The 24282-nt window shown below is 72.6% G+C and carries 22 protein-coding genes; 8 read left to right on the top strand and 14 right to left on the bottom strand.

The features are described from left to right. Nucleotides 1-498 precede the first annotated feature (498 nt). Nucleotides 499-2430, top strand: a complete 1932-nt coding sequence (locus tag D3218_RS19025; protein WP_119541662.1) for a M23 family metallopeptidase — start codon at nt 499-501, stop codon at nt 2428-2430. 104 nt (nt 2431-2534) lie between these two features. Here D3218_RS19025 and mgrA read toward each other — a convergent pair whose 3' ends face one another. The 3 genes from mgrA to D3218_RS19005 form a co-directional block, all read right to left on the bottom strand. Further along, on the bottom strand, nt 2535-3572 hold the full coding sequence (mgrA, locus tag D3218_RS19020) for an L-glyceraldehyde 3-phosphate reductase (protein ID WP_119541661.1): 1038 nt from the start codon (nt 3570-3572) through the stop codon (nt 2535-2537). 128 nt (nt 3573-3700) lie between these two features. Beyond that, a complete protein-coding gene (locus D3218_RS20285) occupies nt 3701-4729 on the bottom strand; it encodes an extensin-like domain-containing protein (protein WP_280959985.1) in 1029 nt (342 codons plus the stop codon). A 7-nt stretch (nt 4730-4736) separates the two neighbouring features. Beyond that, nucleotides 4737-6110, bottom strand: coding sequence for a L,D-transpeptidase family protein (locus D3218_RS19005; protein WP_119541659.1), 1374 nt, complete (start codon nt 6108-6110; stop codon nt 4737-4739). Nucleotides 6111-6316: 206 nt separating this feature from the next. Between D3218_RS19005 and D3218_RS19000 the strand changes: the two genes are divergently transcribed. Then, the gene (locus tag D3218_RS19000; protein WP_210209714.1) at nt 6317-6703 is read left to right on the top strand and encodes a PRC-barrel domain-containing protein; all 387 of its coding nucleotides are present in this window, start codon (nt 6317-6319) and stop codon (nt 6701-6703) included. Nucleotides 6704-6777: 74 nt separating this feature from the next. On the opposite strand, the gene clpB is transcribed toward D3218_RS19000, so the two are convergent. Next, nucleotides 6778-9393, bottom strand: coding sequence for an ATP-dependent chaperone ClpB (gene clpB, locus D3218_RS18995; RefSeq protein WP_119541658.1), 2616 nt, complete (start codon nt 9391-9393; stop codon nt 6778-6780). A gap of 252 nt (nt 9394-9645) precedes the next feature. Here clpB and D3218_RS18990 point away from each other — a divergent pair, with 252 nt between their 5' ends. Next, the gene (locus D3218_RS18990) at nt 9646-10146 is read left to right on the top strand and encodes a hypothetical protein (protein WP_119541657.1); all 501 of its coding nucleotides are present in this window, start codon (nt 9646-9648) and stop codon (nt 10144-10146) included. Between the two features lie 31 nt (nt 10147-10177). Here the strand turns inward: D3218_RS18990 and fdhD are convergent, their stop codons facing one another. From fdhD to D3218_RS18975, 3 genes are read right to left on the bottom strand one after another with little or no spacing between them, the layout of a single operon-like run. Further along, complete coding sequence (gene fdhD, locus D3218_RS18985; protein WP_119541656.1) at nt 10178-11053, bottom strand: formate dehydrogenase accessory sulfurtransferase FdhD; 876 nt, start codon at nt 11051-11053, stop codon at nt 10178-10180. A 6-nt stretch (nt 11054-11059) separates the two neighbouring features. Further along, nucleotides 11060-11800: an anti-sigma factor gene (locus tag D3218_RS18980; RefSeq protein WP_168990602.1), complete on the bottom strand. Its 741-nt coding sequence runs from the start codon at nt 11798-11800 to the stop codon at nt 11060-11062. Then, complete coding sequence (locus D3218_RS18975; protein WP_119541654.1) at nt 11797-12366, bottom strand: sigma-70 family RNA polymerase sigma factor; 570 nt, start codon at nt 12364-12366, stop codon at nt 11797-11799. The genes D3218_RS18980 and D3218_RS18975 overlap by 4 nt, the downstream gene beginning before the upstream one ends. Before the next feature lie 90 nt (nt 12367-12456). Here D3218_RS18975 and D3218_RS18970 point away from each other — a divergent pair, with 90 nt between their 5' ends. Then, nucleotides 12457-12819: a DUF427 domain-containing protein gene (locus D3218_RS18970; RefSeq protein ID WP_119541653.1), complete on the top strand. Its 363-nt coding sequence runs from the start codon at nt 12457-12459 to the stop codon at nt 12817-12819. An 86-nt stretch (nt 12820-12905) separates the two neighbouring features. After that, nucleotides 12906-13340, top strand: a complete 435-nt coding sequence (locus D3218_RS18965; protein WP_245415125.1) for a DUF1236 domain-containing protein — start codon at nt 12906-12908, stop codon at nt 13338-13340. 66 nt (nt 13341-13406) lie between these two features. Here the strand turns inward: D3218_RS18965 and D3218_RS18960 are convergent, their stop codons facing one another. The 4 genes from D3218_RS18960 to D3218_RS20200 form a co-directional block, all read right to left on the bottom strand. Next, nucleotides 13407-13691 carry an Rdx family protein gene (locus tag D3218_RS18960; RefSeq protein ID WP_119541651.1) on the bottom strand — a complete coding sequence of 95 codons (285 nt, stop codon included), beginning with the start codon at nt 13689-13691 and terminating at the stop codon, nt 13407-13409. 90 nt (nt 13692-13781) lie between these two features. After that, a complete protein-coding gene (locus D3218_RS18955) occupies nt 13782-17309 on the bottom strand; it encodes an error-prone DNA polymerase (protein WP_119541650.1) in 3528 nt (1175 codons plus the stop codon). Then, entirely contained in the window at nt 17306-18841 is a 1536-nt protein-coding gene (locus D3218_RS18950) for a Y-family DNA polymerase (protein ID WP_245415126.1), read from the bottom strand. The genes D3218_RS18955 and D3218_RS18950 overlap by 4 nt, the downstream gene beginning before the upstream one ends. A 10-nt stretch (nt 18842-18851) precedes the next feature. Continuing rightward, nucleotides 18852-19820, bottom strand: a complete 969-nt coding sequence (locus tag D3218_RS20200; RefSeq protein ID WP_245415124.1) for an ImuA family protein — start codon at nt 19818-19820, stop codon at nt 18852-18854. Between the two features lie 320 nt (nt 19821-20140). Between D3218_RS20200 and D3218_RS18945 the strand changes: the two genes are divergently transcribed. The 3 genes from D3218_RS18945 to D3218_RS18935 all read left to right on the top strand — a co-directional run bounded on the left by D3218_RS18945 (nt 20141) and on the right by D3218_RS18935 (nt 22186). Further along, nucleotides 20141-20809 carry a L,D-transpeptidase gene (locus tag D3218_RS18945; protein ID WP_119541648.1) on the top strand — a complete coding sequence of 223 codons (669 nt, stop codon included), beginning with the start codon at nt 20141-20143 and terminating at the stop codon, nt 20807-20809. 65 nt (nt 20810-20874) lie between these two features. Further along, nucleotides 20875-21297 carry a metallopeptidase family protein gene (locus D3218_RS18940; RefSeq protein WP_119541647.1) on the top strand — a complete coding sequence of 141 codons (423 nt, stop codon included), beginning with the start codon at nt 20875-20877 and terminating at the stop codon, nt 21295-21297. A 28-nt stretch (nt 21298-21325) separates the two neighbouring features. After that, nucleotides 21326-22186 (top strand): MOSC domain-containing protein, encoded by an 861-nt coding sequence (locus D3218_RS18935; RefSeq protein ID WP_119541646.1) that lies wholly within the window; start codon nt 21326-21328, stop codon nt 22184-22186. A gap of 72 nt (nt 22187-22258) precedes the next feature. On the opposite strand, the gene D3218_RS18930 is transcribed toward D3218_RS18935, so the two are convergent. From D3218_RS18930 to D3218_RS18920, 3 genes are all read right to left on the bottom strand, one after another. Further along, a complete protein-coding gene (locus D3218_RS18930; protein WP_119541645.1) occupies nt 22259-23578 on the bottom strand; it encodes a PQQ-dependent sugar dehydrogenase in 1320 nt (439 codons plus the stop codon). A 123-nt stretch (nt 23579-23701) separates the two neighbouring features. Next, nucleotides 23702-24187 (bottom strand): hypothetical protein, encoded by a 486-nt coding sequence (locus tag D3218_RS18925; RefSeq protein WP_119541644.1) that lies wholly within the window; start codon nt 24185-24187, stop codon nt 23702-23704. Beyond that, entirely contained in the window at nt 24184-24276 is a 93-nt protein-coding gene (locus D3218_RS18920) for a hypothetical protein (RefSeq protein WP_280959970.1), read from the bottom strand. Before D3218_RS18920 ends, D3218_RS18925 begins: the two co-directional genes overlap by 4 nt. Between the last annotated feature and the right edge of the window lie 6 nt (nt 24277-24282).

Here is a 24282-nt window from a genome sequence, read left to right as displayed (position 1 = left end):
GAAAAAACGCCAAACCCAGGAGAAAATCGGAAACCCGCATCGGAACAACCGCTTGCACCCAACATACCCGTCATCACACCGTCCGAAAACCATCATCCGAACGTCATCAGACGGGACGGGGGACGATGACCGGCGCCGCGCGATCCATCATTCTGCGCTTGTCACGGGCGCCTTCCGGACCCCGCGGTCGGGCTCGGCCCCGATCGGCTCGAAGAGGAGCGTCGCGCCATCCCAGGCCGCGACGAAGCAAGGCACCGCGCCTCACGGCGCCCAGCCGCCGCCGGCTCCTCCAGCGCCGGCGAGCGCGATCCCCAGCTTCGCCCCGACGCGGCGGACGATCGGTTGACAGGCGCTTGTCCGATCCGCTCTATCTCAAGGGACCAACCGACCTGTGGCCGCGCCGCAACAGGCCGGCTCGTGGCGCGGCTCCGCGCCTCCGCCTTCGCTTTTCGGCCGCTTTGTTGGGGCCATGGGAGGGTGGACCAGCATGAGACCGGAATGAACCACGAGCGATACGCCAAGCCGAACTTCGGGAACCAGCCGGCGCTTGTCGCCGACGTCCGGCGCAAGCCGGACCGCCGCCAGGTGTCCGCGCGCTGGCTGGCGGGAACGCTGCTCACCGGACTCACCTCCAGCGCCATGATGGGCATCGCCCTGTCGGCCGCCCATGACGGGCGGCGCATGCTGGTGTCGCCCGCCGTGGTCGGCGAGATCGCGGCACCCCAGGCCGACGCGGTCGAGCGCGGCGAGCGCGTCTTCGCCACGCCGATCCCGATCGACCGCAACCGGTCCACCATCGAAGTCCCGACCATGATCCGCGAGGGCGGCCGGGACGTGATCCGCAGCCTGCCCTTCGCCTATGCCTCCATGCTGCTGGGCGCGCGCCATCCGACCACCGTCTCCTATCCCGCCTTCGACGCCATGAACGTGTTCGGCAGCGACGGCGACGAGGCCGAGGCGGAAGCCCCGCCCGAGACCGGGCAGATCTACGACGCCAAGGTGGAGGGCGACGTCGGCCTGGCGATGGAGGCCTTCGCGTTCGATCCCGCCACCTACGACGACGCGCCGGACATCGGCACGCGCGAGGCCGAGCTCCTGGTTCGCGAGGCGGTGCCGCGCCTCTCCTCGGCGCCCGTCCAGGTCGCGGCCTACCAGGCTTTCGACACGTCGCGCTTCGGCGGCAGCCTTTCGGACGCGGCCGAATACGTGCCGGGCTCGGCGGCCCGGGTCACGGCGGAGAACGTCTCGCTGTCGGCGGCCGAAACGCGCGAGGATCGCGTGTCGCGCTATTTCGAGGAGATCGTGCCGTTCCGCGAGACCCGCGCGATCGCCGAGGCGCTGTCCGAGAACGGGCATGCGGACGCGGAGGCGCCGGCCGCACGCCTGTCGACGCTTCTCGGCCGCGACGAGATGAACGCGGGGGAGGTGCTGCGCCTCGGCCTCGAGCCCTCCGGCGACGGGTCGCGCATCGTGCGCCTCTCGGCCTATCGCGGCGAGCGGCACCTGGCCACGGTGGCGCTCGCCGACGACGGCTCCTTCGAGCGGGGACCCGAGCCCGCCCTCAGCCGCTCGGTCGCGCAGGCCTTCGACGAGAACGCCACCGAGGCGCCGCTGCGCCAGAACATGCCCACCGTCTACGACGGCATCTATCAGGCCGCCCTTGCCTACGGGCTCGACGACCGGCTGTGCCGCAAGCTCCTGAAGATCCTGTCCTCCGACATCGACTTCCAGGCGCGGCTCGACCCGACCGACCGGCTGACGCTGCTCTATTCGCTGAAGGAAGGCCAGGAGGAGGCCAGCGCGGACTCCCAGATCCTGTTCGTGGAAGCCAAGTTCGGCGACACCACCAAGCGCTACTATCGCTTCTTCACCGCCGACGATGACCAGACCGACTACTACGACGAGGACGGGCGCAGCGCGAAGCAGTTCCTTCTGCGCAACCCCGTGCCCAAGGGGCGCTTCACCTCGCCCTTCGGCTCGCGCCGCCATCCCGTGCTCGGCTACGCCCGCATGCACTGGGGCGTCGACTGGGCCGCCCCGCGCGGCACGCCGATCCTGGCCTCGGGCTCGGGCGTCGTGGAACAGGCGGGCTGGTCCACCGGCTACGGCCAGCAGACCATCATCCGCCACGCCAACGGCTACGAGACCTCCTATTCGCACCAGAGCAAGATCGCGAGCGGCGTGGTCAAGGGCGCCCGGGTGCGCCAGGGGCAGATCATCGGCTATATCGGCTCCACCGGCCTGTCGACCGGCAACCACCTCCACTACGAGGTCACCGTCAACGGCACGCGCGTCGACCCGATGCGCATCCGTCTCCCGTCCGGCCGCCAGCTCGGCGGCGACCAGCTCGTCGCCTTCCAGCGCGAGCGCGAGCGGATCGACGACCTCCTGAAGAACAGCGTGGAGGAGATGCGCGTCGCCGCGCATTGAGGCGGGGCGCGCGGCGAGGCGAATGGGCGGGGGGGGGGGGGGGGGCCCCCCCCCGCCCCCCCCGCCCCGCTCGGGCTCGCGCCCCGTTCAGGCTCGGGGGCCGCTCAGGCCTGGGCGCCGATCGACGACTGCGAGCGCCAGAGATCGATCCCGCCGTCGGTCGCCGAACGGTCGATCGCGGCCAGTTCCTCGTCCGAGAAGTCGAGCCGGCCCAGCGCATCCAGAGAGGCGTCGAGCTGGGCCACCGTGCGCGCGCCGATCAGCGCCGAGGTCACGCGCGGGTCGCGAAGGACCCAGGCGATCGCCATCTGCGCCAGCGACTGGCCGCGCGCCTTGGCGACCTCGTTCAGGGCGCGGATGCGCGCCACGTTCTCCTCGGTGACGAGCTCGGGCGAGAAGGACTTGCCCTTGGCCGCGCGCGAGCCGTCCGGCACGCCGCCGAGATACTTGTCGGTGAGCAACCCCTGCGCCAGCGGCGAGAAGGCGATGCAGCCGACCCCAAGCGCGCCCAGCGTATCCAGGAGCTCGTCCTCGACCCAACGGTTGAGCATCGAATAGGACGGCTGGTGGATCAGCATGGGCGTGCCCATGGCTTTCAGGATGGCATGGGCCTCGCGCGTGCGGTCGGGTCCGTAGGACGAGACGCCGACATAGAGCGCCTTGCCGGAGCGCACGATGGCATCCAGCGCACCCATCGTCTCCTCGAGCGGCGTCTTCGGATCGGGCCTGTGGTGATAGAACACGTCGACATAGTCGAGCCCCATGCGCTTCAGGCTCTGGTCGAGCGAGGCGACAAGGTACTTGCGCGAGCCGAAATTGCCGTAGGGCCCGGGCCACATGTCCCAGCCCGCCTTGGTGGAGATCAGGAGCTCGTCCCGGTAAGGCCGGAAGTCGAGGTCCATCCAGCGGCCGAAATTCTCCTCGGCCGAGCCGAAGGGCGGGCCGTAGTTGTTGGCCAGGTCGAAATGGGTGACGCCCCGGTCGAAGGCGCGGCGCAGGATGGCCCGGCCGGTCTCGAAGACGTCCGTCGCCCCGAAGTTCTGCCAGAGGCCGAGCGAGATGGCGGGCAGGTCGAGGCCCGATCGGCCGCAGCGGCGGAAGTTGGCGCGGGCGTAGCGTTGGTCGTCGGCGGTGTAGGGCATGGCATCCTCCTCAGGGCCGCCGGGGACCGGCGGCGCGGGCGGACTATAGAGGGACCCTGGGCGGAGGAAAGGCGCGGAAGTCCGCCGGCTGCGGAAAAGTCCGAGGAAACGCCGGCGGCGTGCCGCTGTCAGCGGCAGTAGGTGGCGTCGGCCCGGCGCGCGGCGATGTCGAGATGGAGATGGGTGCCGTGGTCCGAATCGGTGCCGGGCCCGAGCACCGTGCGGAACGGGCCGCAGGCGGCGCGTCGCACGGCCGCGGCGAACCGGTCGGCCGGGGTTCCGGGCTCGGTCGCCTCCACCGGGAGCACCGTCCCGTTCGACAGCTCGAAGCCGGCGATGTCGATCGCGCTGCCGCGCGAATGCTCGGAGATGCGCGATTCGCTGGCTCGCGCCCGGCAGACATAGGTCGAGGCGTGGGTCAGCGCCTTGACCCTCGCCCCGTCGAACTCGGCACGCGCGGCGGGCTCCACCCCTTCCGAGACCCAGACGTCGAGCGCGAGCGCGGCGCGGCACAGCATCACCGTGCCCGGCTCGATCCGCGTGCCGTTCGACAGCCGCGTCACCGCGACCGGCCGCAGCACGCCGCAGTCGCCCTCCGCGATGGTCGCGTCCACGGTGAACTCGGCGCCGCGCGCCTTGAGTTCGCGCTCGCACGACACGGCGTCCTCGACCGCGGCGGCGGCCTCCACCGTCTCGGCTGGCGTCACCGCCATCGCGGGCACGTCCGGCGCGCCGGGTTCGGGCTCGGTGCGGGCCTTCTCGGGCGGCACGTAGGCGGGTTGCGGGGCGTTGGGCGCCGGGGCCGCCGCTTCCGGAGCGGTGGACCCGGGCTCGGCGGGCGTCGCGGCCGAGGGCGGCGCGGGCGGCTTAGGCTCGGCGGGCGCCGCGTCGGACGGCGCCTGCGCCCCGTCCGCCGGCGCCGGAGGCCGCGCCTCCGGGACGGGCACCGCCGCGGCCTCGGGCGGCGTCGCGGGGCCGGGCAGCGGCGCATCTGCCGCGGGTGCCGTCGGCTGCGCCGCTTCGCCGGGCGATCGGTCCGCCGCCGGCGCCTCGGCCGGCACCGGAACCCGTCGCGCGGCCGCCGGTCCGGGCGCCGCGAGGATCAGCACGCAGAGGCCGAGCGAAAGGCGTCCCGCCAAACCGAACTGTCGCGTCATCGGGCGGTCAGTCCACGAACTCGACGGTGACGCCCGGCTTCACCAGCTTGGCGAGCTCGGTCGCGTCCCAGTTGGTCAGGCGCACGCAGCCATGGCTGTTGGTCTTGCCGATCTTGGACGGCTCGGGCGTGCCGTGGATCCCGTAGGTTGGCTTCGACAGGGCGATCCAGATCGTGCCGACCGGGCCGTTCGGGCCGGGCGGGATGGTCAGCACCTTGTCGTTGTCGCCCTGCTTGAAGTTGACCTTCGGGTTGTAGGTGTAGTTCGGGTCGAAGGCGATGCGCGCCACCTCCACCGTTCCGGACGGCGAGGGCGTCGAGGTCGAGCCGATCGACGAGGGATAGGCGGCCACCAGGCGTCCGCTGGCGTCGTAGGCGCGCACCTGCTCGCGGCCCTTGTCGGCGATGATCTTGGCGACCTGAACGCCCGTGACGTTGTCGCCCGTCGCCATCACCTTGATCTGCGTGCCCGGCCGGGTGAAGTCGGCGCCCGGGTTGATCTCCTTCAGGTATGCCTCGTCCATGTGGAAGCGCTCGGCCAGCATCTCGGTGACGCGCTCGTAGCTCATGGCCGGAAGCATGGCCTTGTGCGCGTAGTCCTCCGGGATCGCGGCGACATAGGCGCCGCCGACGTCCTCGTTGGTGATCTCGTAGGACACCACGGCCGGACCGCCGGTGGCCATCAGTTCCTCCATCAGCGACTGCGCGTTGGTGGCGTCGATCGCCCGGCCGGTCATCTCGGCATAGGCCGCCACCGCCTTGTCGACATTGCCGCCCATGCGCCCGTCGATCACGCCCGGCGAGGCGCCCGCCCGGTCGAGCAGCACCTGCAGCGCGGCGATCTCGGCCTTGGCGTTCTTGCCGCTCGGCCCCGCCACCTTGGGCGCGGGGTTCGATTCGATCATCGTCTGCCCCTCGAGGCCGGGGCCGGCCGGCGGATAGGCCGAGCCCCCCTCGCCCGGCGCGATGGAGCCGGTCGTGCTCCGGTCCGGCAGGCCGGCCTGGTCCCAGGCGCCTGGCGGCGGCAGGGGCTGGCTCTCCACGGGGCCGTCGCCATAGGTGTCGTAGTCGTCGTAGGGGTTGCTCCGCGCGCCGTAGTCGACGCCCGGCGGAACGTCGCCGGCGCGGCCCTCCAGAACCACCGGGCCCGACGGCGCGCCGCCGCGCCGCGTGCCGCGAGGGCGCTCCTCGGGACGCTCGACCGCGATCACGCGTCCGTAGGAATCCACGGTGACGATGTTGCCGAACTCGTCGCGGAAGCTTTCCGTGCCCGGACCGTAGTCCTCGTAATACGGATCGTAGCCTTGCGCCGCGGCGGGCAGGGCGAGGGCCGGCAGGCAGGCCAGAAGCAGAGCCAACGCCCCCACCTTCGTCTTCGCCATTCCCGCCTCCTTCGCTCTGCACCACGGGCGACGCCCGGCCGGCAACGCCTGACAGGCAATTAGGGCGCAATGCTGGTCCGAAGATGGTTAACGAAGCGCAAATGAACCGGGCCTGAAGGGCCGAGCGTCGGGCCCGTTCCCCGCGCCTCGGAACGCCCGCGCCCGCTCCTCGTTTCCCCACCGGAGCAACCGAAGGGAGAAGTCCGATGTCCTCCACTCTGGGAACCGGCACCATGTCCGAGATCGAGGTCGGGGCCGACGCCATCGAGGCGAGCCGCGTCAACGGTTCGCGCGTTTACAACACGGACGGCGACAACCTCGGCCATATCTACGACATCGTGATCGGCAAGCGCGACGGCCGGGTGAAATACGCCATCATGTCGTTCGGCGGCTTTCTCGGGATCGGCGAGGAATATCACCCGCTGCCCTGGGAGGTCCTGAAATACGACGAGCGGCAGGGCGGCTACGTGGTCGGCATCACCATCGACCAGCTCAAGGAGGCGCCGCATTTCGGCGCGGCCGACCGGCCCAACTGGGTCGATCCCGACTACGGCCGGCGGATCAACGACTACTACGGCGTCGCCTACTACTGAGCGGGCGGCCCGGCACACAAAAAAGGGGGCGGCCCGGCGGGCCGCCCCTCCTCTCACCGGCAGGCACGCCGCCCTCAGGCGGCCACCCGGTCACCCGCCGCGTCGGCCTTGGAGCCGACCACGTGGAAGCGCAGTCGGTCGGTGCCGGCGGCGATCTTCACCCGATCCTCGTCCTTGACCTCGCCAAGGAGGATCCGCTCGGCGAGCGGGTCCTGCACCTCGCGCTGGATCACGCGCTTCAGCGGGCGCGCGCCGTAGGCGGGGTCGTAGCCCTTGTCGGCCAGCCATTCGCGGGCGTTCACCTCGAGCTCCAGCACGATCTTGCGCTCCTCCAGGAGGCGCTCCAGCCGTGCCATCTGGATGTCGACGATGGCCCCCATCTCCGCCCGCTTGAGGCGGTGGAACAGGATGATCTCGTCCACGCGGTTGAGGAACTCGGGCCGGAAGGCCGAGCGCACCACATCCATCACCTGGGTCCGCGCCTCGGAGACGTCCTGGTCGTCGCGCAGCGCCGTCAGGTACTCGGAGCCGAGATTCGAGGTCATCACGATCAGCGTGTTGCGGAAGTCCACCGTGCGGCCCTGCCCGTCGGTGAGGCGCCCGTCGTCCAGGACCTGCAGGAGCACGTTGAAGACATCGGGATGCGCCTTCTCGATCTCGTCGAACAGGATCACCTGGTAGGGACGCCGCCGCACCGCCTCGGTCAGGACGCCGCCCTCCTCGTAGCCGACATAGCCCGGAGGGGCGCCGATCAGCCGGGCCACGGAGTGCTTCTCCATGAACTCCGACATGTCGATGCGCACCATCGCGGTCTCCTCGTCGAAGAGGAAGCGGGCGAGCGCCTTGGTCAGCTCGGTCTTGCCGACGCCGGTGGGGCCGAGGAAGATGAACGAGCCGATCGGCCGGTTCGGGTCCTGCAGCCCGGCGCGGGCACGGCGCACGGCGCGCGACACGGCCTGCACCGCCTCGCCCTGCCCGACGACACGCTTGGCCAGCGCGTCCTCCATGGACAGGAGCTTCTCGCGCTCGCCCTGCATCATCCGGTCGACCGGGATGCCGGTCCAGCGGGAGACGACCTGGGCCACGTGGTCGGCGGTCACCGTCTCCTCCACCATCGACGCCTTGCCGTCGGCGGTCTCGGCCTCGGCCAGTTCGCGCTCGAGCTGCGGGATCGCGCCGTAGGCGAGCTCGCCCGCGCGCTGGAACTCGCCCTGCCGCTGGGCGATGGCCAGATCGTTGCGCGCCTCGTCCAGCCGCCGCTTGAGATCGGCGGCAAGGCCGAGCTTGGACTTCTCGGCCTGCCAGGACGTGGTGAGCCGGTCGGACTCCTCCTCGAGGTTGGCAAGGTCCGCCTCCAGGCGCTCCAGGCGCGAGCGCGCGCCCTCGTCGTGCTCCTTCTTCAGGGCCTCGCGCTCGATCTTGAGCTGCACCACGCGCCGGTCGATCTCGTCCAGCGCCTCGGGCTTCGAATCCACCGCCATGCGCAGGCGCGCGGCGCCCTCGTCCACGAGGTCGATCGCCTTGTCGGGCAGGAAGCGGTCGGTGATGTAGCGGTTGGAGAGCTGCGCGGCGGCCACCAGGGCGCTATCGGAGATCCGCACCTTGTGGTGCTGCTCGTACTTCTCCTTCAGCCCGCGCAGGATGGAGATCGTGTCCTCCACCGTCGGCTCGGACACGAAGACCGGCTGGAAGCGCCGGGCGAGCGCCGGGTCCTTCTCCACGTGCTTGCGATACTCGTCCAGCGTGGTGGCGCCGACGCAGTGCAGCTCGCCGCGCGCCAGCGCCGGCTTCAGGAGGTTCGAGGCGTCCATCGCCCCGTCCGCCTTGCCCGCGCCGACCAGCGTGTGCATCTCGTCGATGAACAGGATGATGCCGCCGTCCGCCGCCGTCACCTCCGACAGGACCGCCTTCAGCCGCTCCTCGAACTCGCCGCGATACTTGGCGCCCGCGATCAGCGCGCCCATGTCGAGCGCCATGAGCTGCTTGTCGCGCAGGGATTCCGGCACGTCGCCGTTGACGAGGCGCAGCGCCAGGCCTTCGGCGATCGCCGTCTTGCCGACGCCGGGCTCGCCGATCAGCACCGGGTTGTTCTTGGTGCGCCGGGACAGGACTTGGATGGTGCGGCGGATCTCGTCGTCGCGCCCGATCACCGGGTCGAGCTTGCCCTCGCGCGCGTCCTTGGTCAGGTCCCGGGCGTATTTCTTGAGCGCGTCGTAGCCCTGCTCGGCGGAGGCCGTGTCGGCCGTGCGGCCCTTGCGCAGGGATTCGATCGCCGCGTTCAGCCCCTGCGGCGTCACCCCCGCCTTGGCGAGGATCTCCGACGTCCTGGCGCTCTTCTCCATGGCCAGGGCCAGCAGCAGCCGCTCGGCGGTGACGTAGCTGTCGCCGGCCTTCTTGGCGATCTCCTCGGCGGTGGCGAAGACCTTGGCGGTCGGGGCCGCCAGATAGATCTGCCCGCTGCCGCCCGACACCTTCGGCAGCGCCTCCAGCGCCGCCTCGACGCCGAGGCGCACGTCCTTGGGCCGGCCGCCGGCGCGCTCGATCAGGCCGGACGCCAGACCCTCGCCGTCGTCCACCAGCACCTTCAGAAGGTGCTCGGGCACGAACTGCTGGTGGTCGCGCGCCATCGCCGCGGTCTGGGCGGCCTGGATGAAGCCGCGAACCCGGTCGGTGTATTTTTCCAAGTCCATTCGTCGTCTCCTTGTCTCGCGCGTCACCCGTTCGGCATGCGCGCGAAATAGCGTGGAGTCGGCCGCCCGAAGGCCGGCCGCTGCCATGGGATATGGGAGGTGTCCATTTGTGGCAAAAGGGCATCAGAATGCGCGGCGCGGAATTTTATGGCATGGCCGCGATGCTCACGGCGGAGGACCATCCTCCGTCCCGCCGGCCCATGCCGACATCGACATCGGGTGGCGAGCGTCCACCGCCCAAGGGGGAGCACGATGGAATCCGCTAGCGCCGCGCATAATCCCCTACGGGGCTCTCCGCGTCCTGCAACGCTAACGCAACATGCGTTCGCCTTCCTCGTCGTCGGGCTATTCTCGGGCGCGGTGATCGCGAGCTTTGGTCTCTGGCTCGTGCTCCTCGCCGTCCACTGGCCGATCGCGACGTGGATCGCCTGCATGTTCGGCGGACCTCCGGCCCTCGCGGCGTTTGCCACCGCGAGACTGGCGCGGAACGATCGACAATGGGCTTGGCCCGCGCCCATTCTGGTGGGCAGCGTCGCTTCGGTCCTATGGCTGCATGTTGTCGGACTGGTCGACCTATCCGTGGCCAGGAACCTGGAGCTCACCCTGATCTGGATCCTTGTCACAGCGGGTGGAGGGACTCTTCTAGCCCTGTCGATCGCACCCAAGATCCAACGGCCGGGCCGCGCCCTGCTCGTTTCCAGCTTCGTTCTTACGGTCGTCAACGGCCTGTGCTTCGCCTGGAGCAGGGCCTGAAGCTCGCTTGTTCCGACCAGAACCGCTCGTTTCAACCAAGGCTGCGGGCGAGCGGCGGATCGGCCTCGCCCGCCCCGACGATCCGGCCGGGATGGGTGAAGACCTCGAACTCCTCCCCCCGCACCACCGCCACCAGCGTGATGCCGGCCCGCTCCGCCTCCGCCACGGCGAGCCCGGTCGGCACCGACACGGCCGCCAGCAGCGCGCAGCCCATGGCGGCAGCCTTCTGGATGAGTTCCACCGAGACGCGACTGGTGAGGACCAGGAAGCCGCCCGCCGGGTCGATCCCCTCGCGCGCCAGGTGACCCGCGACCTTGTCGAGCGCGTTGTGCCGGCCGACATCCTCGCGAACGCACAAGGCATCGCCCTCGGTCGAGGCGAAGGCGGCGGCATGGGCGGCGCGGGTGCGCCGGCCGAGCCGCTGCCCCTCTCCCATCGCGGCCATGGCGGCCACGATCGCCTCCGGCCGCACGGGGACGCCGGGCCCGACGGCCGGCAGGGCGCGCGCGGCCAGTTCCAGGCTCTCCACCCCGCAGAGCCCGCAGCCGACCGGCCCCGTCATCTGCCGGCGGCGCACGACATAGCCGGCGGCGCGTTCGGGCCGCAGCCACAGCCGACATTCGAGCCCCGCCTCGGAGGATGCGATCTCCAGCCCCTCGATCTGCGAAGGCGTCTCGACGATCCCCTCGTTCAGCGCCAGCCCGAGGGCGAGATCCTCGAGGTCGGCGGGGGTCGCCATCATCACCGCATGGGTCGAGCCGTTGACGGAGATCGCCACCGCCACCTCGGCCGGAAGCGCGCGGGTGCCGGCCTCGAACCGCCCCGACCGGAAGCGCAGCGTGGCGGCGGGCAGGGCCCATTCCGTTTCGTCGCCCGGCGACACCGAGACCTCCGACGCATCGACCATCGGGCGTCAGACGGCGCGCAGCATGCCCTGGCCGACCACCGGGCCGGTGGGCTGGCCGGTGGGCGAGCCGCCTTCCGGCTCCATCGACACGGCGAGCGCGGCGCCGGGCGCGCGCATCATGCCCGTTCCCATGCCCTCCCGTCCGCGCAGGTCGACGCGCAAGGGAGCGGCGGGATCCACGAGGCCGAGCGAGATCGGCGCGCCGCCGGCCGGAACCAGCCAGAGTTCGGGAACCCGGCCGGCCTCCGGGCGCAGCGACACCGGCATCAGCGTCGCATGGCCGCCGTCGGGATCCACCACGGCCACGAAGAGCGGCGTGCCCCCGTCGGCCGAGATCGAGGCCATCATCGGGGGCGCGTCGGGCCGCAGGGCCAGCGCCAGTCCGGCAAGGCTCGCGGCGGCAAGACCCATCGAGCCGATCGCCAGCCACCGCCAGGCCGCGGCCACGCGCCGCGCCGCGCCCCCGGCGCTCGCGCGCCCGGCGGGCGAGGCGGCCGCGCGCTGGGCGGCGGCGGGGCCGAGCTCGGCCTCGATCGCCTGCCAGAGCCGGGCCGGCGGCGAGGCGGCCGGCACGCCGTCCACCAGCGGATGAAGCCGCTCGTCCCAACGCTCCGCCTCGCGCGCCAGCGCCGGATCGAGGCGCAGGCGCCGCTCGAAGGCCCGCCGCTCGACCGGGGTCAGCAGGCCGAGCGCGTATTCGCCGGCCAGGGCCTCGTCGCCGCCATCCCGTTCGTCGCCCGCGTTCATGCTTCGAGGCATCCTCTCAACCGGATCAGGCCGCGCCGGATCACGCTCTTCATCGTTCCAAGCGGCACGCCCGCCCCGCGCGCCAGGTCCTCGTAGGTCCGCCCCCCGAAGAAGGCGGCGTGGATCGCCTCGCGCGCCCGCGGCTCCAGCCCGTCGAGGCAGGCGGCCAGACGCCGCGCCTCGCCCTCGGCCTCCAGCCGCGCCAGCGCGCCCGGCGTCTCGTCCGCGACGCGGTCGGCTGCGTCCAGGTCGGCACGGGAGCGATGGGGCCGCAGGGCGCGCAGCCGGTCGATCGCCCGGTTGCGCGCCAGCGTGCAGAGCCAGGTGATCGGGCTGGCGCGCGCCGGATCGAAGCCGCCCGCCCGGTTCCACACCGTGACATACACGTCCTGCAGCACGTCCTCTGCCTCCGCCTCGTCGTCCAAGATACGCAAGGCCACGCCGAAAAGCTTCGCCGACGTCAGGTCGTAGACGGCGCGCAGGGCCTCGCGCTCGCCCGCCGCCACGCGGCCGAGGGCGGAGACGAGGCGCTGGCGCGCGTCTTCGGGCAGAGGGCCTTGCCGCATGCGTCTTCCACGGTCGGTGGATCGGGGAACCGGACGGCGGGCCGCTCGATTGCTGGATCCTATCCATATCCATCCTCGGGGAGGAAAGCCATGTCTGCCGTGTCCCAGCCGGCCCTTCGCATCGAGCGCGAGACGCGCCCTGTCAACGTCCTGTTCCACGACGCCGTCCTGGCCTCGACGCGCGAGGCGCTGCGCCTCCACGAGGGCGACCACGAGCCGGTCCTCTACGTCCCGCGCGACCATGTGGCGATGGCCTTCCTGGACGAATCCGCCCGGCGCACGACCTGCCCGCACAAGGGCGAGGCGCGCTACTGGTCGATCTCGGCCGAGGGCTACGGCGAGACAGATGCCGTCTGGTCCTACGAGGATCCCAAGCCCGCCGCGCGCGAGATCGCCGGCTATCTGGCCTTCTATCCGGACAAGGTGCGCATCGTGGTGGGCGAGGGAAACTGACGGCGCGGCGCAGGTCCCGTGGAACGCAGGCGGACCTCCGGCGGTTTAGGCCGCCACAGGGACGTTCTTCAGCAAGGACATAGATCATGCGTCGTTTCATTCTCGCTTCCGCCGCCGTCGCGCTCATGGCCGGCCCGGTTCTGGCGCAGACCACGGTGGTGACCACGACCGAGCCCAAGAGCGAGGGCGAGCAGGCGGCCGGCACCCTGGCGGGCGCCGGCACGGGCGCCGTCGCGGGCGCGCTGGTGGGCGGCCCGGTGGGCGCGGCGATCGGCGGCGTCGCCGGCATGGCGATCGGCGGCGCGGCGTCCGCCCCGGACGAGGTGCGCCAGTACGTGGTCGCCAACCCGACCGAGCCGGTCGTGGTGGAGGGCGAGATCACGCAGGGCTCGGTGGTGCCCGGCACCGTGACGCTCGTGCCCGTGCCGTCGAACCCGGACTACGAGTATTTCTACACGTCCGGCAACCAGCCGGTGATCGTCTCCAAGGCCGATCGCAAGGTGGTCTACTACGTCCAGTAGGCCGCCGCGCCGGCAGGGTATCGAAGGGCCGCCGCGCTCCGGCGCGGCGGCCCTTCGCGCGTCGTGTCAGCGGTCGCTGTGGCCGAGGCTGCGCTCGGGGTCCAGCCGGTCGCGCACCCGCTGCTTCAGGACCTTGGCCTCGGGAAAGCCGCCGTCGGCCTTTCGCTCCCAGATCGTGTCGCCGTCGTAGGCGATCTCGAAGACGCCCCCCGTGCCGGGCTGGAGCGCGACCTCGGCGAGGTCGGGCCCGAAGGTCTGGAGCAGTTCCTGCGCCAGCCAGGCGGCGCGCAGCAGCCATTGGCACTGGGTGCAGAAGCGGATGGTGATGCGCGGGGCCGGTCTCGGTTCCATGGCTGTCCTTGCGGCGTCGATGTCCCTCAGACCTAGCGCATCGGGGCGGGCCGGGTCGACGGCCCGCCGTGGCCTTCGCCGAACCGGCCGTCAGTGGAAGTTCCGGCCCTTGGGCAGCACGGCCCGCATCCCGCGCAGGTCCGCCTCGTCCACCGCGCGCGTGGAGGGCAGGACGACGCGGGCCGGGCGGCGCACCTCGTCGGCCGAGGCGAGAGCGGCGCCCAGCGCGGCCGCCGCCTCCGCCAGGTCGTCGCGCATGGCGGCGGGGTGGCGGGGCTCGGGATGGTGGCGCAGCGGGCTCTTCACGTGGTCGGTCGGCTGCAGGATGCGCGCGCCCTCCAGCCCCCGCTCGGCAAGACGCGACAGGAGCGGCGTCAGGTCCTCGATCGTCTCGGCCACGAGATGGATCACCCCCCGATCCTCCTGGACGCGGCCCGACACGCGCACGAGGCGGGCGCCCAGCACCACGGGCCGGAACCGCTCGAAGACCTTGGTCCAGACCACGACGTTGGCGACGCCCGTCTCGTCCTCCACCGTCATGAAGATCACCCCCTTGGCCGAGCCCGGCCGCTGGCGCACCAGGACCAGGCCGGCGACGCTGGCGCGCCGGCCGGAGCGCAGCTCCTCCAGGTGCTGCGTCGGCGCGATGCCCCGCTGGCGCAGGTCCTCGCGCAGGAAGGACACGGGATGGGCCTTCAGGGACAGCGACAGGAAGCGGTAGTCGTTGACCACCGCCTCGCCGAGCGGCATCGGCGGCAGCAGGACCTCCGGCTCGCGCACCACCTCGCCCGCCCCCTCGAACAGCGGCAGGCGCTCGGGCGCCACGCCCTCGTCCAGGGCCTGCGCGGCCCAGAGCGCGTCGCGCCGCGCCAACCCGAGGCTTGCGAAGGCGTCCGCGTCGGCCAGCCGCTCCACGGCCTGGCGGGAGAGGCCCGAGCGCCGCCAGAGGTCGCGCACCGAATCGAACGGGCCGGACGTGTCGCGCACCCAGACCAGGCGCCGCATCTCGCTCTCCCGCAGGCTCTTGACCTGCCGGAACCCCAGCCGCACCGCGTGGCGCGCGCGGATGGCGCCGGCCGCCTCGCGGTGGCGGGCGAAGACGCGCGCCGGGTCGAAGGGCGCCGCCTCCAGCGCGCAGTCCCAGCGCGAGGCGTTGACGCAGACGGGGCGCACCTCGATCCCGTGCTCGCGCGCGTCGCGCACGAGCTGGGCGGGCGCGTAGAAGCCCATGGGCTGGGCGTTCAGGATCGCCGCGCAGAACACGTCGGGATAGTGGCACTTGATGAAGGCCGAGGCGTAGACGAGGAGCGCGAACGAGGCCGCGTGGCTTTCGGGAAAGCCGTATCCGGCAAAGCCCTCGATCTGCGAGAAGCAGCGCCTGGCGAAATCCTCCGTGTAGCCGTTGCCGACCATGCCGGCGATCATCCGGTCGCCGAAATCCTTGACCTGGCCCGTGCGCTTGAAGGTGGCCATGGCGCGGCGCAGGTTGTCGGCCTCCGCCCCCGAGAACCCGCCCGCGACCATCGCGATGCGCATGACCTGTTCCTGGAACAGGGGCACGCCGCAGGTGCGATGGAGGATGTCGCGCAGTTCCTCCTTCGGGTAGTCCACCGGCTCCAGCCCCATGCGACGCCGGAGATAGGGGTGCACCATGTCGCCCTGGATCGGGCCGGGCCGCACGATCGCGACCTGGATCACGAGGTCGTAGAAGACGTCGGGCTTGAGCTTGGGCAGCATGGTCATCTGCGCCCGGGACTCGATCTGGAACGTGCCCAGCGTGTCGGCCCGGTGCGTCATCCGCCAGACGGGCTCGCCCGGCTCTTCCATCGGCAGCGTATCGAGCGAGGCCGGGCGGCCGTCCGCCGTCACCTCGCCCGGATACAGCGCGTTGAGCATGTCGAAGGCGCGGCGCAGCGCGCTCAGCATGCCGAGCGCCAGGATGTCGATCTTGAGGATGCCGAGCTCGTCGAGGTCGTCCTTGTCCCATTCCACGATGATGCGGCCCTTGGAGCCGGTGTTGTGGACCGGCACCGTCTCGTCCACCCGGCCTCGCGTCAGCACGAAGCCGCCGACATGCTGGCTGAGGTGGCGCGGGAACTCGTTGAGCGCCCGGGCATAGGTGAGGACGTTCCGCGTCGTCGGGTCCTCGCTCGACAGGCCGGCGGCCGCGGTCTCGCGCGTGCCCATGTCGGCCGGTCCGTAGCCCCAGACCGAGCCCGACAGGGCCGACACCGCGTCTTCCGACAGGCCGAAGGCCTTGCCGACCTCGCGCAGGGCCGAGCGGGCGCGATAGGAGATCACGGTGGCGGCGATCGCGGCCGACTCGCGCCCGTAGGCCTCGTAGATCCAGTCGATCACCTCGTCGCGCCGCTCGTGCTCGAAGTCGACGTCGATGTCGGGCGGCTCGTCGCGCTCGGCCGACAGGAAGCGGTCGAACAGGAGGCCGGCCTTTTCCGGGTCCACCTCGGTGACGCCGATGCAGTAGCACACGGTGGAATTGGCCGCCGACCCCCGGCCCTGGCACAGGATGCCCTTTTCGCGCGCCGCGCGGACGATGCGGTGGACGGTGAGGAAGTAGGGTTCGTACTTCTTCTGCGCGATCAGCTCCAGCTCCCGCTCGATCTGCACGGGGATGCGTTCGGGCACCCCGCCGGGATAGCGCCGACGCGCCCCCTCGTAGGCGAGGCGGCGCAGCTCCTCCAGCGGCGAGACGCCGAGCCGCAGCGCCTCGTCGGGATAGTCGTAGCGCAGGCTCGCGAGGTCGAAGCGGAGCTCCTCGAAGAAGCGGCGCGCCTCCGCGATCGCCCCCTCGTGGCCCCGGAACAGGCGCAGCATCTCGCCCTCGTGCTTGAGGCGCCGCTCGGCATGGGCGGACAGGATCGCCCGGCCCGCGCGGGCGAGCGGCACGTGCTCGCGGATCGCGGCCAGGACGTCGGCGAGCGGGCGCCGGTCGGCGGCGTGGAACAGGGCGTCGTTGGTGGCCAGGAGCGGGGTGCGCAGCGCCTTCGCCAGAACCGCCGCCCGGCCCAGCCGCCGCGCGTCGCCACCGTCGTGCCGGGGCGCCAGCGCCAGCCGCACGCGGTCCGGGAAGGCTTCGCGCAGGGGCTCGAGCGCGGCCCGCAGGCGCAGGGCGGCGTCCTCGCCCGGCGGTCCGTCGCGGCCGAGCCCGCCGGGCGCGAGGACCGCGAGGCCGAGCCCCTCGCCCCCGTCCAGGAGATCGGGCAGGCGCAGGATGCAGTCGCCCTTGTCGGCCCGCAGGTTCCCCGCGGTCAGCAGGCGGCAGAGCCGCGCCCAGCCGGCCCGGTCCCGCGGATAGGCCAGGATGTCGGGCGTCGCGTCGGCAAACACCAGCCGCGCGCCGGGCCGGAACGGAAACCGGCGCAGCCGCGCCTGCCCGTGGGCCCGCACCACGCCCGCCACCGTGTTGCGGTCGGCGAGCCCCAGGCCGCCGAGCCGCAGGACCTCCGCCGCGATCACCATCTCCCCGGGCTTGGAGGCGCCGCGCAGGAACGAGAAGTTGGAGGCCGCCCCGATCTCGCAGAAACCGGTGCCGGGGGGCAGCGGCTCGATCGCCGGCTCCCCGCCCCCGCCCCAGCCCTCGCCCTCGCCCTCGCTCATGCGAAGAGCCCGTGCAGGAACCAGCCGGAGGGCGCCTGCGTCCCCGCCCCCTCGCGAAACAGCCAGTAGCGCCGGCCCGCCTCGTCCTCGACGCGGAAATAGTCCCGGCTCGCCGCCACGTCGCCCAGCCACCATTCGGAGGCGATGCGCTCCGGCCCCTCGATCCGCCCGACGCGGTAGAGGGCCCGGCGCCAGCGGAACTGGCGGATCGGACCGTCCGGCACCTCGGCCGTGGCCTCCACCCGCTCGGGCCGGGCGAACAGGCGCAGGGGCCGGGGCGCGAGGTCCGCCTCGCACCCCGAGCCGCCATCGTGTCCGGTGCCGGCGGCGGGGGAGCCGAGGCGCTGCGCCGCCTCCGGCCGGTGCCGGTCGGCGCCCTCCAGGGCGAACACGGCGGCCTCGCCGAGCCGCACGCCCAGGCGGTCGATCAGCGCGCCGAGCGGCTCGGCCGGGGCCGTCTGCGCCCCGTCCAGCCCCTCCTGCCGGTCCGCCATGCCCTGCGCGCTCAGAACCGACAGGCGCAGGAGGTCGAAGCCGAAGCCGGCGTCGATCTCGTCGCCCGAGGCCTTGAGCCGCTCCGCCAGGAGCCGCGCGAGGCGGGCCGGGTCGCGCAAGGGGGCGCCCGTGCGCACCGGGAGGCGCTCCACATGGCCGTCGACGCGGAACAGGGCGAGCTCGGCCTCGCGCAGCCCCTCGCCCCGCTCGCCTAAGGTCTCGCACAGGCGCGCGGCGAGGTGGGCGGCCAGGCGCAGGATGTCCTCCGGCAGGCTCACCGGCTCGAACAGGCGTCGCTCGCGGATCAGGAGGGCGGCCGGGCGGCGCGGCTCGATCGGGCGGCGCGCGGCGCCCGTCGCCTCGTCCAGCCGGCGCGCGACGTCCCCCCCGAAGCGGCGGTGGAGGGCGGCGCGCGGCAGGGCCAGGAGATCGCCGACGCGGCGCAGGCCGAGCCGGTGGAGCCGCGCCGCCTCGCCGGCCTCCAGGCGCAGGGCCGGACCGGCGGCCAGGGCCGCCACCGCCGCCCGCTCCGCGCCCGCCGGCACCAGGACGGGCGCCCCCGGCAGCCCGACGCAGGCCCGTGCCGTGCCAGGATGGGCCGCGAGGGCGGCCGCGGCGGCGAAGCCCTGGGCGCGCAGCCGCAGAAGCAGGTCCTCGCGCAGCGCGCCGGCGCCGCCGAAGAGATGCGCCGCGCCCGTCAGGTCGAGCACGAGGCCGTCCGCGCCGTCCAGCGCCACCAGCGGCGTGTAGCGGTCGCACCAGTCGGCCACCGCCAGGAGGAGCCGGCGATCGGCCTCCGGGTCGACGGGGCGGTAGTCGAGATGGGGAAAGCGCGCACGCGCCTCGGCGAGGCCGAGGCCGGGCGCAAGGCCCAGCGCCTCCGCCCGTTCGCACAGCGCCGCGATCCGGTCGGCGCGGTCCGTGCGCGCGAACAGGGCGAGCGGCGGCGTGCCCGGCTCCGGCGCGGTGTCCCGCGGGCCCGCCAGGGGCCCGGATCCGGCCGACGGGCGATGGCCGTTGCCCGCGCCCAGCGGCACGGCCAGGAGGTCAGCGCGCGCCGGCGCGCCGGGGCGGGGCGCCGGCCGGGGGCGCGCCGGGGCGAAGGGGCCGCAGCGCCAGGAGCGCCCCAGTTCCTCGCGGCGGATCCGGTCGCTCGACAGCCGCGCCAGCCGAAGGGCCAGAAACACGCCCGAGGGGAAGGGATCGGGGGTCGTGGTCGTGGAAGCGTCGGTCATGGGGATCCCATTCGAGGTTCAGGGTCCGGGGCGGGAGGCCGCGCGCCTTCTCCAGCCCGAGCGAAAAGCGGGGGCGCCCGATCAGCGGCAGCGCCTCCAGCCCCGGCACGGGGGCGGCGCGCACCGGTTCGACCAGGAGGCGGACGGGCGCGGCGCCGGCCTCCGCCTCGCCGCCCTGGCGCAGCAGCAGCACCGCACCGCCGGCGTCGCGGGCGCGGGCCTGGAGGCGGCGCGTGCCCTCCAGCGCCAGAAGCGGAGGGTTGCCGCGCACCTCCACCACGACCAGCGCGGCCGCGCCCGAGCGGGCGGCCTCCTCGCCCGCCCAGGCCGCGTCCTGGACGCGCCGGGCGCGCACCACCACCAGCGCCTCCGGGGCGAAGCCGAAATGGGCCAGCCCCTCGCGGCAGGGCATGCCGCCCTCGGCCAGGGCGTCGGCCGCGGCGATCCACAGGAGCGGCCGTGCGCCGGAGGCGCCGAGGAGGATGCCGAGCGCCAGCGCGAAGCCGACGCCCGCCCCGCCGTCGCGCATCGCCAGCGTGCGCAGTTCCACGAGCCCCGCGCGCGGCAGCCCGCCCCCCAGCGCCGCGTCGAACCGCGGCGCGCCCAGGGTCAGGCGGTCGACCCCCTTGGGTTTTTCGTCCTTTCCGGAAAGCGCCTCGCGCGCGAAGGGCACCGCCTCGATCCGGCCGATCGCCTGGCGCAGGGCCGACACGGTGGCGGCCCGCGCGCGATCCGGCGCAGGCGCGCCTCCGTTCGGGTCCGGCGCCCCGTCCCGCTCCATCTTATCAACCGCTTCGCAAGGATCGACCCCGGCTCGTCGTCGTTGCGGGCTGCTCCGAACCATGCCGTTTCCTTTCGGCCGACGGGAGGGCGGCCGCCATTTGTTCCTCTTATGTTCTAGGAGATTTCCGAGTCGCCTCCATGAGTCAAGGCGACGGACCCCAAGATTATTTTCCTGTTGATGGGGAACCGATTCCGGTGGACGAACACCCGCGCGTCACGATCGCGTCAGGACCGCGGCTCGGCGGTTGCCCTGCACCCGGCGCGCGGGGCAGGACAGGCGCCTTCCGCCTCCGTGCCCCGATCCGAAGACGACCCGCCATGCCGCTTTCCCGCCGAACCTTCCTGGCCAGCGCCCCGCTGGCTCTCGCCGGCTGCGTGTCCGGCCGCCTGTCCGACGTCGCGCCGCAGGCGCCCGCGCGCGTCGTGCCGCCCTACTACCTCGCCATGTACGCGCCGGTGTCGGACGAGCCCTTCCCGGTGCCCGCGCCCGACCTCACGCGGATCGACCCGCGCTTCTACCGCCAGGAGGTCGCCCACGAGAGCGGCGAGATCCCCGGCACGCTGATCGTCGATACGCCGGCGCGCTTCCTCTACCTGCAGATGGAAGGCGGGCGGGCGCTGCGCTACGGGATCGGCGTCGGCAAGGCCGGCCTCGCCTTCCAGGGCGAGGCCCGCGTCCAGTACCGGCGCGCCTGGCCGCGCTGGCGCCCGACCGACGCGATGATGGCGCGCGAGCCCGACCGCTACGGACACTTGGGCGCCGGCATGGAGCCCGGCCCCACCAATCCGCTGGGCGCGCGGGCGCTGTACCTGTTCCGCGACGGGGAGGACACGCTCTACCGCATTCACGGCACCAACGAGGACTGGTCGATCGGCCAGTCCGTCTCGTCCGGCTGCATCCGCCTCCTGAACCAGGACGTGATCGACCTCCATCGCCGGATCCTGGACGGAACCAGGGTCGTGGTGCTCCAGGGCGGCTTAGCGTGAGACCATTCCGTCCGGCCTCCGGATGGCCTAAGCAGGCAGGGCGCGCCACGGGAACGGGAGATCGCATGGGGCAGAGGGACCGGACGGGCGACTGGGCGCGCAGGCTTTCGCCCAGCCTGGAGGAGATCGAGGCGCTGGCGATCGGCGCCTTTGCGGCGCTGCCCGGCGCCTTCCGCGCCCTGTCGGGCGAGATCCGCTTCCACATCGCCGACTTTCCCGACGACGACGTGGTCGAGGAGATGGGGCTGGAAAGCCCGTTCGACATCCTGGGCCTGTTCGAGGGCCGGGCGGTGGGCGCGCTGGGCACGCCCCAGACCGGCGAGATGCCCAACCGCATTCTCCTGTACCGGCGGCCGATCCTGGACTATTGGGCGGAGCACGAGGAAAGCCTCGGCACGCTGGTCGCCCATGTGCTGATCCACGAGATCGGGCACCATTTCGGCCTGTCGGACGAGGACATGGAAGCACTGGAAGCGGCGACGGACTGAGCGCCTCCCGGTGCGGAAAGGACGGGCGATGCAGGTCTCGACGCTGGCGATCCATCCGGTGAAGGGCGGGCGCGCGCGCCATCCCGACGCCGCCGACCTCGAGCCCATGGGCCTGCGGGATGACCGGCGCTGGATGCTGGTGGACGAGACCGGGCGCTTTCTGACGCAACGCGAGCATCCGCCGCTCGCCCTGCTCGACGCCGAACCCGACGAGGACGGGCTGCACCTGTCCTATCCGGCCATCGACGGGCGCGAGGGCGGCGAGCGTTTCGTGCCGGTGCCCGAGGGCGAGACGCGCCTCCCCGTCACCGTCTGGGGCGACACGGTGGACGCGGCCGCCGCCGACGCGCCGACCCAGGCCGCCCTCGCGCGCTGGCTCGGGCGTCCCGTGCGGCTGGTCCATTTCGACGGGCGGGCGCGGCGCACCGTGTCGCGCGACTGGACCGCCGAGGACCGCCCGGTCGGCTTCGCCGACGGCTTTCCGCTCCTGATCGCCACCACCGCCTCGCTGCGTGAGCTCAACCGGCGGATCGTCGCCGCCGGCGGCGAGGCCGTGCCGATGAGCCGCTTCCGGCCCAACATCGTGGTGGACGGGGCCGAACCCTTCGCCGAGGACGGCTGGGCCACGATCGGGGTCGGCGACGTGGTGCTCGATCTCGTGAAGCCCTGCGCGCGCTGCGCGGTGACCACCGTCGACCAGGACGAAGGCCGGCGCTCGGGCAAGGAGCCCCTGGCCACGCTCGGCCGCTTCCGCCGCTCGGGCGATCCGCGCGCGCCGGGCGTCCTGTTCGGCTGGAACGCGGTGGCCCGCGGCACCGGAATCCTGCGCGTCGGCGATCCCGTGCGCGTGATGGAGAGGCGCGAGGGCGGCTGGCCGCTCGCGGTCTGAACCCCATCGGATGAGAGGCCCGGGATCGGCCATCCGCTCCCGGGCCATCGTTTCATCGTCGCCGCGCCGGGCTCAAGCCTTGGTCAGGCGCAGGATGGTGGAGCCGCCGCCCCGCGTCTCGGTCACCGCATAGACCGCGCCGTCCGGCCCGACCTTCACGTCGCGGATGCGCGCGTCGAGCGGCACGCGCGATTCGGTCTCCACGCGCCCCTCCCCGTTCATCGTCAGCACCACCAGACCCTGCGTCACCAGCCCGCCGACCAGGAAGGCGTTCTGCCATTCGGGGAACTCCTCGCCCTGGTAGAGCGCCATGCCCGACGGGCCGATCACCGGATCCCAGTAGTAGGCGGGCTGCTCGGTGCCTTCGCGGCTGGTCACGCCCTGGTTCACCGGGCTGCCGCCGTATTCGATGCCGTAGGTGACCTCCGGCCAGCCGTAGTTCTTGCCCGCTTCCGGCCCGTTCAGCTCGTCGCCGCCGCGCGGCCCGTGCTCGATGGTCCACAGGCGGCCGTCGGCGTCCAGCGCGGCGGACTGGATGTTGCGGTGACCGTAGCTCCAGATCGCGTCCTGCGCCCCGTCCTGGTCCACGAACGGGTTGTCCTCGGGGATCGTCCCATCGGCATTGATGCGGAACACCTTGCCGAGGCCCGAGGCGAGGTCCTGCGCCTGGTCGCGGATCGGATCGTCCGATCGCTCGCCGACGCCCAGGAACAGCTTGCCCTCGTCGTCGAAGACGATGCGCGAGCCGAAGTGCTTGTTGCCCTCGTAGCTCGGCGTCTGCTGGAAAATCACCGCGACGTCCTCCAGCGCGGCCGCGCCGTCGGTCATGGCGAGCTTGCCGCGGGCGAGCGAGGTGCCGTTGCCCTCCGCGCCGCGCGGCTCGGCGAAGGTGAAGTAGATCATGCCGTCGGAGGCGAAGTCCGGTCCGAGCGCGACGTCGAGCAGCCCGCCCTGCTCACGCGAATCGACCTCGGGCACGCCGGCGACCTCGATCGGCTCGCCCTCCTGCCCCATCGCCGGCAGGATCATCAGCCGGCCTTCCTTGGCGGTGACCAGCATGCGCCCGTCGGGCAGGAACTCCAGCGCCCAGAGGTTGGGCAGGCCCTCGGCCACGGTCTGCGTCGACACTTCGGGCATCGCGGTCGGCTGGGGGGCGCGGGTCTGGCCGGCGAAGGCGGGCTCCTGGTCCGGGGCGTTGGCCGCCTCGGTCTCCACCGGCTCGCCGGTCGCCGCCCCTTGCGTGGAGGCGGCCGTGCCGGTGGCCGGCGCGTTGCCGTCCACGTGGGGCAGGCGCTCGCCCTGGGAGTTGGTGTCCTGCGCCGCCGCGGCGCCGGCCAGGAGCGTGCCGGCCAGAAGAGCCGCCAGGCCGGCGGATCGGGGGATCAGTCGCATCGTCGCGTCCTCGTCGGAAGGGTTGTGAAGACCGGCGCGGTCTTCCCGTCGAGAGCGAACTAATCGGGCGCGACGCGTAGGCAACGCCCCTCCCGTTTTGTTGACGAGGCCGTCAGATCGTCGTCAGGCCCCTCGCCCGAGCGCCAGCCCGCGCCGCGCCATGGCGAGCGTCGCGGCGATCGCCGTCAGGTTCAGCGCCATGCCGATCACCACCGCCAGCGTGCCGAGGATCGGGGAGCGCACGCCCGGCAGGTTGTGCACGCCCGCCGCATGCGGGTCGAGACTGCGGTTCTCGGCCCACATGGCGAACTGCATCCGTGGGCTTTCCAGCGCGGTATGGGCGTAGATCGTGACGCCGGTCGCGATCGCCAGCAGCGCCCAGCGCAGCCAGTACAGGCGCCTCGCGCCGAACAGGGCGAACAGCACCATCGGATAGGCCAGGAGGCTGTAGGTGAAGGTCGTCACCATGGGCCGGAACGGCCAGCCGGAATGGTCGACCCGCAGCACGTGGTCGGCATGGTGCAGGAAGGCCAGCACCAGCGACAGCGTCAGGAGCGCGGTGGTGGCGCGATCGAGGCCGGCGGCCTGCGCGCGTTCCGCCCATCTCATGCCTGGGGCCATTTGTGGTGGAAGGTTCCCGGTCGGTCGAGGCGGTGGAAGGTGTGGGCTCCGAACAGGTCGCGCTGGCCCTGGGTCAGGTTGGT

Origin of the sequence: Aureimonas flava, from assembly GCF_003583935.1 — a bacterium.
GTDB lineage: Bacteria > Pseudomonadota > Alphaproteobacteria > Rhizobiales > Rhizobiaceae > Aureimonas > Aureimonas flava.
The sequence above is the reverse complement of the archived record's forward strand: the minus strand, read 5'-3'. Positions and strand labels throughout refer to the sequence as shown.

What these genes read in the sequence shown, in the direction of transcription:
- D3218_RS19025 (WP_119541662.1), top strand. Translation starts at nt 499, where the DNA reads ATGAACCACGAGCGATACGCCAAGCCGAACTTCGGGAACCAGCCGGCG.
- mgrA (WP_119541661.1), bottom strand. Translation starts at nt 3,572, where the DNA reads ATGCCCTACACCGCCGACGACCAACGCTACGCCCGCGCCAACTTCCGC.
- D3218_RS20285 (WP_280959985.1), bottom strand. Translation starts at nt 4,729, where the DNA reads ATGACGCGACAGTTCGGTTTGGCGGGACGCCTTTCGCTCGGCCTCTGC.
- D3218_RS19005 (WP_119541659.1), bottom strand. Translation starts at nt 6,110, where the DNA reads ATGGCGAAGACGAAGGTGGGGGCGTTGGCTCTGCTTCTGGCCTGCCTG.
- D3218_RS19000 (WP_210209714.1), top strand. Translation starts at nt 6,317, where the DNA reads ATGTCCTCCACTCTGGGAACCGGCACCATGTCCGAGATCGAGGTCGGG.
- clpB (WP_119541658.1), bottom strand. Translation starts at nt 9,393, where the DNA reads ATGGACTTGGAAAAATACACCGACCGGGTTCGCGGCTTCATCCAGGCC.
- D3218_RS18990 (WP_119541657.1), top strand. Translation starts at nt 9,646, where the DNA reads ATGGAATCCGCTAGCGCCGCGCATAATCCCCTACGGGGCTCTCCGCGT.
- fdhD (WP_119541656.1), bottom strand. Translation starts at nt 11,053, where the DNA reads ATGGTCGATGCGTCGGAGGTCTCGGTGTCGCCGGGCGACGAAACGGAA.
- D3218_RS18980 (WP_168990602.1), bottom strand. Translation starts at nt 11,800, where the DNA reads ATGAACGCGGGCGACGAACGGGATGGCGGCGACGAGGCCCTGGCCGGC.
- D3218_RS18975 (WP_119541654.1), bottom strand. Translation starts at nt 12,366, where the DNA reads ATGCGGCAAGGCCCTCTGCCCGAAGACGCGCGCCAGCGCCTCGTCTCC.
- D3218_RS18970 (WP_119541653.1), top strand. Translation starts at nt 12,457, where the DNA reads ATGTCTGCCGTGTCCCAGCCGGCCCTTCGCATCGAGCGCGAGACGCGC.
- D3218_RS18965 (WP_245415125.1), top strand. Translation starts at nt 12,906, where the DNA reads ATGCGTCGTTTCATTCTCGCTTCCGCCGCCGTCGCGCTCATGGCCGGC.
- D3218_RS18960 (WP_119541651.1), bottom strand. Translation starts at nt 13,691, where the DNA reads ATGGAACCGAGACCGGCCCCGCGCATCACCATCCGCTTCTGCACCCAG.
- D3218_RS18955 (WP_119541650.1), bottom strand. Translation starts at nt 17,309, where the DNA reads ATGAGCGAGGGCGAGGGCGAGGGCTGGGGCGGGGGCGGGGAGCCGGCG.
- D3218_RS20200 (WP_245415124.1), bottom strand. Translation starts at nt 19,820, where the DNA reads ATGGAGCGGGACGGGGCGCCGGACCCGAACGGAGGCGCGCCTGCGCCG.
- D3218_RS18945 (WP_119541648.1), top strand. Translation starts at nt 20,141, where the DNA reads ATGCCGCTTTCCCGCCGAACCTTCCTGGCCAGCGCCCCGCTGGCTCTC.
- D3218_RS18940 (WP_119541647.1), top strand. Translation starts at nt 20,875, where the DNA reads ATGGGGCAGAGGGACCGGACGGGCGACTGGGCGCGCAGGCTTTCGCCC.
- D3218_RS18935 (WP_119541646.1), top strand. Translation starts at nt 21,326, where the DNA reads ATGCAGGTCTCGACGCTGGCGATCCATCCGGTGAAGGGCGGGCGCGCG.
- D3218_RS18930 (WP_119541645.1), bottom strand. Translation starts at nt 23,578, where the DNA reads ATGCGACTGATCCCCCGATCCGCCGGCCTGGCGGCTCTTCTGGCCGGC.
- D3218_RS18925 (WP_119541644.1), bottom strand. Translation starts at nt 24,187, where the DNA reads ATGAGATGGGCGGAACGCGCGCAGGCCGCCGGCCTCGATCGCGCCACC.